Below are 7,766 nucleotides of genomic sequence, written 5' to 3'. Positions count from 1 at the left end.
TGTCGGCCGGACCCCACGGCGCGATGTTGAACCACATGTCGTGGCCGACCTTGCTGTTCACCTGGAACGAGAAGTTGCCCATCAGCAGCATGCCGCGCTGCTTGACCAGCGGCATGATCGGCGCGGTTGGCACGGTGGCGTAAGGCGCGAACAGAAGATCGACCTTATCGACGTCGAGCAGCTTGGCGTAGATCGCCGGCGTCTCGGCGGCGCTGGACTTGTCGTCATAGACGACGAGCTCGACCTTGCGGCCGAGCAGCCCGCCTCTTGCATTGATATCGTCGCGCCAGATCTCGATGCCGAGCAGCGATGCCTTGCCGCCGGCGGCCAGTCCGCCGGTCTGCGCCATCGACATGCCGATCTTGATCGGCGGCTCCTCGGCCGTTGCACCTGATGCTCCGCCGAGCAAGATCGCGGCCGCAAACAGGCCGAACATGGTCCTGCGATTCATTCTCCCCCCTCCACACGCTGTTTTTTTGTTTGAGCGTTATTGGTCTTCGGTGGGCGGCCTAGCTTGGCACGGCCGCCTCCTTCTGTTTCATGATCGCCGCCGGGTCGGAGCCGACACGGCCGCTGGTCTTGTCGGCTGCGCCCTCGCGCGCCAGCTTGAGATCGAAGCGGATGCTCGGCAGCCCTTTGATCGGACAATCCGGATCGTCAGGCACGACATCCACGGCAAGATCGTCGGACGAGCCGAACACGACATCATCGGCGAGATGCGGATCGTCGCGCAGATAGAGCGCGGTGACGAGCTCGCGATAACCGGGCGCGCCGACCAGGAAGTGGATGTGGGCCGGGCGCATGCCGTGCCGGCCCTGAGTCTTGACCATTTGGCCGACCGGGCCGTCCATCGGGATCGAGTAGCCCACGGGCTTAACGGTGCGGACCAGATAGCGGCCGTCGGCATCGGTGCTGAAGACACCGCGATAGTCAGGCGTCTCGGGATTTTCCTGGATGTCGTAGAGGCCGTCGGCGCCGGTCTGCCAGACCGAGACGGTCGCGTTGGCCAGCGGCTTGCCTTGGACATCGGTGACGCGGCCATAGAGCGCGCATTCGCTGCCCGGCTTGACACGACTTGCGATCTGGCTGCCGGCCGGCAAGGTCGGCGTCTCATCGCGATAGAACGGACCCAGCAGGCTGGTATGCGTCCCCTCCTCGATTGCGGTCCGGTCATGCAGGCCGTTCACCAGCGCCGAGAGCCCGAGCGTGTCGGACAGCAGGATGAATTCCTGCCGGGTCGGCGTGCAGTTCTGCCCGACCTTGGTCATGAACTCGATGCCCTTGATCCATTCGCCGGGCGTCAGGTTCACCTCGCGGGCAAAGGCGTGCAGATGCTTCACCGCGGCTGCCATGATCTCGCGCATGCGCGGATCGGGCGTTGACGCCATCTGATCGAGCACGGCGTCCGTCATGGTGTCCGGCGTCAATTCCCGCATGACTATCGTTCCTTCCTGATCCGCTGACTGGCGCAGCAGTAATGCAGCCTATCGCCGTCTGCCTGACAAGGTCCAGAGCGGAAATGAGGCCCTCACGGCCGTGCGAGCGCAACACGACTTAGGTTGCAGCCGTAACGGTTCAGCGCGGTCGAAATGCCCGCGACCGCGACGCCCGCCATAAGGCCCACAGGATCGAGAGATGCGAGCGCGCCTGCGGCTGAAACGGATCGGATAGAGCATGCGACCGGCGGGCGATGTCGCGGCGCAGCAATGCCAGCGGCAGCAGGATCGGCCGGATAGCAGGCGGTGCCTCGGCCAGCAGCTGCAGAGCGGTCTCGAGGTGCTCGCTGGCCTCTGCCGCGAGCTCATCCAGCGCCTTGCCGATCGCCGGCGTCATCTTGCCCGCGAACACCTCCTCGAGGCCGCTGCCGTGCCGTTCCAGCAGGTCGAGCGGCACGAACAACTGACGACGCGCGGCGTCGCGCGGCAGTGACGCGATCACATGCATCATGCCGAGCGCGAGCCCGGCGTGACGGGCAAGATGATTGATCTCCGGCGACGGCGGTGCTGCGATTTGCGCGCCCACGGCAACCAGAGCGGCCTGGGTGTCGCTGAGATAGCCGTCGAGCGCAGCACCGGTCGGCATCGGATCGTTGTAGAGGTCGAACGTATGCTCATCGATCAGGCGGGTCAGGCGCTCCACCGGCAGATCGTATTGGCGAATCGTCCACAGCAGCTCGGCGGCGACCGGATGGCCCTCGACGCCGCCATCGGCGGCACCGGTCAGCATGTCGCGCCACCATTGCAGCCGGACCTCGCCGGGCAAGGGCTGCGTGACCTGGTCGCGCACCCGGACGATCTCGACGTTGAAAGCGTACAGCGACAGCAATGCCCGCCGCAGCTCCGGCCCGACGAACAGCGTCGCGGCGTAGCGGCCGAAATCGTGCTCGCGCACCAGCGCGGCACAAAACGCAGCCGCATCCGCAGGCGCCTCGGTCCCGGTCATGGCACCGCGATCAGCGCGGCCGCCACGCGCCGCCGCTCGCCGATCATCACATTGTAGGTGCGGATCGCAGGTCCCGTCTGCATCGGATCAAGCACCACCTTGACCGTCCGCAACGCGTTGCGCAGCCCCATTGGAGGTATCCAGACCTCACGCCCGGTGCCGATGATCAGCGTGTCGATGCTGTTGGCGGCCTCGAACACGCGCTGTAGGGAGGTGCGGTCGATTTGGCCTGGTTGCGTCACATCCCAGGTCCAGATCGAGTCGGGCAGGCACAGCAGCGAGCCGCGATGCGACATGCCGGCAAAGGCGAAGCCGCCATTGCCGTAACCATCGATCGGCGCCGATCTGGGGAAATGCGGTGTGTCGGAATGGGCCATGCCTGATACCAACTTGCGGCCCCTGGATATGATCCAGGGGCTGGCTTCGGATGATCAGGACGACTTCTTCTTCGTTGTCGTCGGCTTCTCCTCTGCGAGCGCCTCGGCGCGGACCGAGTGGACGCCGAGATAGATCAAAATGGGCGAGGCAATGAAGATCGAGGTGTAGGTGCCGACCAGCACGACGCCGAACATCATCACGGCGGTGAAGCTGTGGATGGCTTGGCCGCCGAACAGCAGCAGCGCGAGCAAGGCCAGCGTCACCGTGACGTGGGTGATGATGGAGCGCGACAGCGTCGAATTGATCGACTCGTTCAGCAGCTGCGGCATCGGCATCTTCTTGTAGCGCCGCAGCATCTCGCGGATACGGTCGTAGATGACGACGGTGTCGTTGAGCGAATAGCCGAGAATCGTCAGCAGCGCCGCGATGCTGGTGAGGTCGAAGTCGACCTGGCTGATCGACATGAAGCCGATCGTCAGCACGATGTCGTGGACGTTGGCGATCATGGCGCCGAGCGCGAACTGCCACTCGAACCGGAACCAGAGATAGATCAGGATCGAAACGATAGCGAGCATCAGCCCGATCATGCCGTAAGCCAGGAACTCGCCGGAGACGCGCGGTCCCACCACCTCGACGCGGCGATAGTCAACGGCTTCACCGAGCGCTGATTTCACCTTGTTGGCCGCTTCCTGCTGCGCGGCATCGCCGCCCGGCTGCTCGGCGACCCGAATCAAAACCTCTTCCGGACCGCCGAACTGCTGCAGCTGCACCTCGCCGAGGCCGAGCTTGCCGAGCGTCGCGCGCATCGCCGCGAGATCGGCCGGCCCTGACTTGGAGCGGACCTCAAGCAAGGTGCCGCCCTTGAAGTCGATGCCGAGGTTCAGCCCGTGGGTGAAGAACAGCGTGATCGCCAGGATCGACAGCACGGCCGAGATCGGGAAGCTGATCCGGCGGAACTGGGTAAAATCGAAATGCGTGTTGTCGGGCACGATGCGCAGCGACGGCAGCAGGCCGAGAGAGCTGACCACCGCCAGCACCACGATCAGGATGCCAAGCCCGATGAGAATCCAGTGTGTCACGGGGCAGCTCCTAAATCGGCACGCTTTGCGGCCGCTTCCACCGTACCCACGTCGCCACGATCAGGCGGGTCAGGGTAAAGGCGGTGAAGACCGTGGTGATGATGCCGACGCCGAGCGTCACGGCAAAGCCGCGCACCGGCCCGGTGCCGATGTAGAACAGCACGGCGGCGGCGATGAAGGTGGTGATGTTGGAGTCGAGAATGGTGGCCAGCGCCCGCTTGAAGCCGGCATCGATCGCCGAGATCGCGTTGCGACCGCCGCGCAGCTCCTCGCGGATGCGTTCATAGATCAGCACGTTGGAATCGACGGCGATACCCACCGTCAACACGATGCCGGCGATACCGGGCAAGGTCAGCGTCGCATTCAACAGCGACAGCACGCCGAAGATCATGGCGACGTTGATCGCGACCGCGATGTTGGCGAATAGGCCGAACAGCCGATAGGTCAGCAGCATGAAGATAACGACCAGGATCGAGCCGACATAGGCGGCGAGTTCGCCCTTGGCGATCGAGTCCGCGCCGAGGCCCGGACCGACCGTACGCTCCTCGATCACAGTAAGCGGCGCCGGCAGCGCGCCGGCGCGCAATAGGATCGCGAGCTCGTTGGCGGACTGCACGGTGAAGCTGCCGGAGATCTGACCCTGACCGCCGGTGATCGGCTCACGGATGACCGGCGCCGACAGCACCTTGTTGTCGAGCACGATCGCAAAGGGCTGCCCGACATTCTCGGTCGTGGCCTGTGAGAATTTGCGCGCACCGGAGGTATTGAAGCGGAAATTGACCACCGGCTCACCGCCACGCTGCTGGTCGAAACCGGGCTGGGCATCGGTGAGGTCGCCGCCCGACACCAGCACCTGCTTCTTCACGACGTAAGGCTGGTTCGGCGAACTCGCGCTTTGCAGCACTTCGTCGTCCGGTGGCACCCGACCCTGCAGCGCCTGATCCGGCGGCACCGAGGTATCGACCATGCGGAAATCCATTTTGGCGGTCTGGCCAAGCAGCTTCTTGAGTTCGGTCGGATCCTGCAGGCCGGGCACCTGGACCAGAATGCGGTCCGCGCCCTGGCGCTGGATCACCGGCTCGACGGTGCCGAGCTCGTTGATGCGGCGCTCGACGATCTGGATTTCCTGATCGATGGTCTGGCGGATGCGTTCGGTGATCGCCGCCTGCGGAACGGTCAGGCGGATCAGGCCGCCGCCGGCATCCGTGACCTCCAGCGAGCGCTGACCGCTGGAGCCGAGCAGACCGCCGAGCGGCTGCGACAGCTCCTTCAGCTTGGCGAGCGCGTTCTGGACCTCGGTGTCCTTGCTGATCTTGACCTCGACGGCGTCGCCGCGCGAGGCCAGTCCGGTATAGCCAATCTTGGCATCGCGCAGCGTGCGCCGGACGTCATCGCGGACCGCATCGAGCCGATCCTTCTTGATGTAGTTGGAATCGACCTCGAGCAGCAGATATGAGCCGCCCTGCAAATCGAGGCCGAGCACGATGCGTCGCTGCGCCCAAAGCGGCCAGCCTTTGACAGTCGCCTCGGGGAAGAAATTCGGGACCGCGAACAGGCACACGACCAGCGCCGTGAGAATGATGCCCAGCGCCTTCCACCGCGTGAAATACAACATCAAATTGATCCGTCAGATCGGAGTCGACCGGAATTGCGTGACAGGGATACGCCCTGGCGCGAGGACGTACGGAGCACGGGCTCAGCTCGCCGCCTTCTCGTCCTTTTTCTCGTCCTTGGCGAGCTCCTTCGCCGGCTCGCCCTTGGCGCGGACGGCGGTGATCATCTGCCGCATCTGGCGGACCCGGACGCCGTCGGCGATCTCGAACTCGACTTGGTCGTCGTCGACCACCTTGGTCACCTTTCCAACCAGGCCGCCCTGGGTGATGATCGTGTCGCCGCGGCGGACGTTCTTGACCAGTTCGGCGTGATCTTTGACCTTCTTCTGCTGCGGCCGCAGGATCAGGAAGTACATGATCACGAAGATGACCGCGAACGGCAGCAACATGCCCAGCATGCTGTTGGTGTCGCCGGCGGCCGCAGCCTGGGCGTAGGCGGGAGTAATCAGCATGCGGTCGATCCTCGTGACGGGAATAGCCGGCGCACCGCCGTCTGGGCGGGCCGGAGGGACTTGAATTTCGCGCGGAATATAGCGGTCGCGGTCCCAATTGCAATGTGAACCAGCCCTTCTTTAGGCGCAGCTTGCGGCCTCCGGCCCAGCCCGATATGGCTGCGCTGTCAGGAACTTGCAGCATGTCGAAAAAACCAGCCAAAACCTCGCCCCGCCGTCCCGCCCAGCCCGCAGCAAAAAACCAACCGAAAGTCGCGGCAAAACGCCCCAAGGGACGTCCCGCCGACGACATACCCGACCGCATCGCCCGCGCGCTGGAGGCGATCGCAATCCATCTCGCCACGTCAACGCCGGCCACCGCCGTTGCCCCCTCCTTTGCGGATACCGACGCTTTTGTCTGGCACCCGAACGGACGGCTGAGCCCGGTGCCGCGGGTGAGCCGCGTCGAGATCGACCTGCTCAAGGGAATCGAGCGGATGCGCGACATCCTGATCGAGAACACCGAGCGCTTCGCCGACGGCCTGCCGGCTAACAACGCCCTGTTGTGGGGCGCACGCGGCATGGGCAAGTCGTCGCTGGTCAAGGCCGCGCATGCCAGCATCAATCTGGAGCGCGACGATGCGGACAAGCTGAAGCTGATCGAGATCCATCGCGAGGATATCGAGAGCCTGCCGGCGCTGATGGACATCCTGCGAGCCTCGTCCTTCCGCTTCATCGTGTTCTGCGACGACCTCTCCTTCGACGGCAATGACGCCTCCTATAAATCGCTGAAGGCGGTTTTGGAGGGCGGCATCGAAGGCCGGCCGGACAACGTGATCCTCTACGCGACGTCAAACCGCCGGCATCTGCTGGCGCGCGAGATGATCGAGAACGAGCGGTCCACTGCGATCAATCCGGGCGAAGCGGTCGAGGAGAAGGTGTCGCTGTCCGACCGTTTCGGCCTGTGGCTCGGCTTCCACCGCTGCAGCCAGGACGAGTATCTCGCCATGGTGAACGGCTATTGCCGCCATTTCGGCATCGACGTTGCCGAGGACGAGCTGGAGCACGAGGCGCTGGAATGGGCCACGACGCGCGGCTCACGCTCGGGCCGCGTCGCCTGGCAGTTCATTCAGGAATTGGCGGGACGGCGCGGCGTCCGGCTGAGCGCGAAGTAACGCCGCCCAGCTTCGGTGGTCGTTCCCCGCGCAAGGCGGGAATCCAATACGCCGCGGCCCGTGGTGAGAGTTGATATGCCGGCGATTACTGGATCGCCCGCCTGCGCGGGCGACGACAGCTTCCCGGCTTACGCACCGTTGAGGAATTGCAACGGGTCAACCGGCTGCGGTCCCTTGCGGATCTCGAAATGGAGCTGGGGCGATCCGACTTCTCCCGATTGACCCGACTTAGCAATCACCTGGCCGCGCTTGATGGTATCACCGCGCTTCACCAACAGCTCACTCGCATGGGCATATGCGGTGACGTAGCCGTTGGCGTGCCGCACCAGGACCAGATTGCCGTACCCCTTCAGTTCATTGCCGGCATAAGCCACCACACCGTCCTCGGCTGCCTTGACCGGCGTACCCTCGGGCACTGCGATATTGATGCCGTCATTGGACTTGCCGTTGGTCTTGGCGCCATAGGCTGCGATCACCTTGCCGCGCGCCGGCCAGCGGAAGGTCGGCAGCGCGCTGGTGGTCTCGGCCGGTTTTGCCGGCGCCTCTTGCTTCTCGTCGGGCGCCGGGTTGGCCTGAGCCAGCCGCGCGCTCTGCACAGGACCTGCAGCTGCCACCTTGGTCGGAGCCGGCGCCGGCACGGCCGTAACC

The 7,766-nt window shown here is 64.7% G+C and carries 9 protein-coding genes; 1 reads left to right on the top strand and 8 read right to left on the bottom strand.

The window, feature by feature from the left end:
• The 7 genes from WA702_RS05430 to yajC all read right to left on the bottom strand — a co-directional run.
• Nucleotides 1-451: ABC transporter substrate-binding protein (locus tag WA702_RS05430; protein ID WP_425109512.1), on the bottom strand; the 451-nt coding region annotated here is incomplete at its 3' end.
• Between the two features lie 58 nt (nt 452-509).
• On the bottom strand, nt 510-1,436 hold the full coding sequence (locus tag WA702_RS05425; protein WP_425109511.1) for a dioxygenase: 927 nt from the start codon (nt 1,434-1,436) through the stop codon (nt 510-512).
• A 139-nt stretch (nt 1,437-1,575) separates the two neighbouring features.
• Nucleotides 1,576-2,442, bottom strand: coding sequence for a phytoene/squalene synthase family protein (locus WA702_RS05420; RefSeq protein WP_425109510.1), 867 nt, complete (start codon nt 2,440-2,442; stop codon nt 1,576-1,578).
• A complete protein-coding gene (locus WA702_RS05415; RefSeq protein WP_425109509.1) occupies nt 2,439-2,819 on the bottom strand; it encodes an Mth938-like domain-containing protein in 381 nt (126 codons plus the stop codon). Before WA702_RS05415 ends, WA702_RS05420 begins: the two co-directional genes overlap by 4 nt.
• A gap of 54 nt (nt 2,820-2,873) precedes the next feature.
• On the bottom strand, nt 2,874-3,899 hold the full coding sequence (secF, locus tag WA702_RS05410; RefSeq protein ID WP_425109508.1) for a protein translocase subunit SecF: 1,026 nt from the start codon (nt 3,897-3,899) through the stop codon (nt 2,874-2,876).
• 10 nt (nt 3,900-3,909) lie between these two features.
• Nucleotides 3,910-5,514, bottom strand: a complete 1,605-nt coding sequence (secD, locus tag WA702_RS05405) for a protein translocase subunit SecD (RefSeq protein ID WP_425109507.1) — start codon at nt 5,512-5,514, stop codon at nt 3,910-3,912.
• 81 nt (nt 5,515-5,595) lie between these two features.
• Complete coding sequence (yajC, locus tag WA702_RS05400; protein WP_425109506.1) at nt 5,596-5,964, bottom strand: preprotein translocase subunit YajC; 369 nt, start codon at nt 5,962-5,964, stop codon at nt 5,596-5,598.
• Nucleotides 5,965-6,146: 182 nt separating this feature from the next.
• Between yajC and WA702_RS05395 the strand changes: the two genes are divergently transcribed.
• Entirely contained in the window at nt 6,147-7,118 is a 972-nt protein-coding gene (locus WA702_RS05395) for an ATP-binding protein (RefSeq protein WP_425109505.1), read from the top strand.
• Nucleotides 7,119-7,246: 128 nt separating this feature from the next.
• Here the strand turns inward: WA702_RS05395 and WA702_RS05390 are convergent.
• A partial coding sequence (locus WA702_RS05390; protein WP_425109504.1) for a murein hydrolase activator EnvC family protein occupies nt 7,247-7,766 on the bottom strand: 520 nt, incomplete at its 5' end.

The sequence above is a fragment of the Bradyrhizobium sp. genome, assembly GCF_049798375.1.
Taxonomy (GTDB): Bacteria; Pseudomonadota; Alphaproteobacteria; order Rhizobiales; family Xanthobacteraceae; genus Bradyrhizobium.
Note: the sequence above shows the minus strand (reverse complement) of the source record. Positions and strands in the feature narration are given on the sequence as shown.

Coding starts and splice junctions, on each gene's coding strand:
- WA702_RS05425 (WP_425109511.1), bottom strand. CDS start 1,436: ATGCGGGAATTGACGCCGGACACCATGACGGACGCCGTGCTCGATCAG.
- WA702_RS05420 (WP_425109510.1), bottom strand. CDS start 2,442: ATGACCGGGACCGAGGCGCCTGCGGATGCGGCTGCGTTTTGTGCCGCG.
- WA702_RS05415 (WP_425109509.1), bottom strand. CDS start 2,819: ATGGCCCATTCCGACACACCGCATTTCCCCAGATCGGCGCCGATCGAT.
- secD (WP_425109507.1), bottom strand. CDS start 5,514: ATGTTGTATTTCACGCGGTGGAAGGCGCTGGGCATCATTCTCACGGCG.
- yajC (WP_425109506.1), bottom strand. CDS start 5,964: ATGCTGATTACTCCCGCCTACGCCCAGGCTGCGGCCGCCGGCGACACC.
- WA702_RS05395 (WP_425109505.1), top strand. CDS start 6,147: ATGTCGAAAAAACCAGCCAAAACCTCGCCCCGCCGTCCCGCCCAGCCC.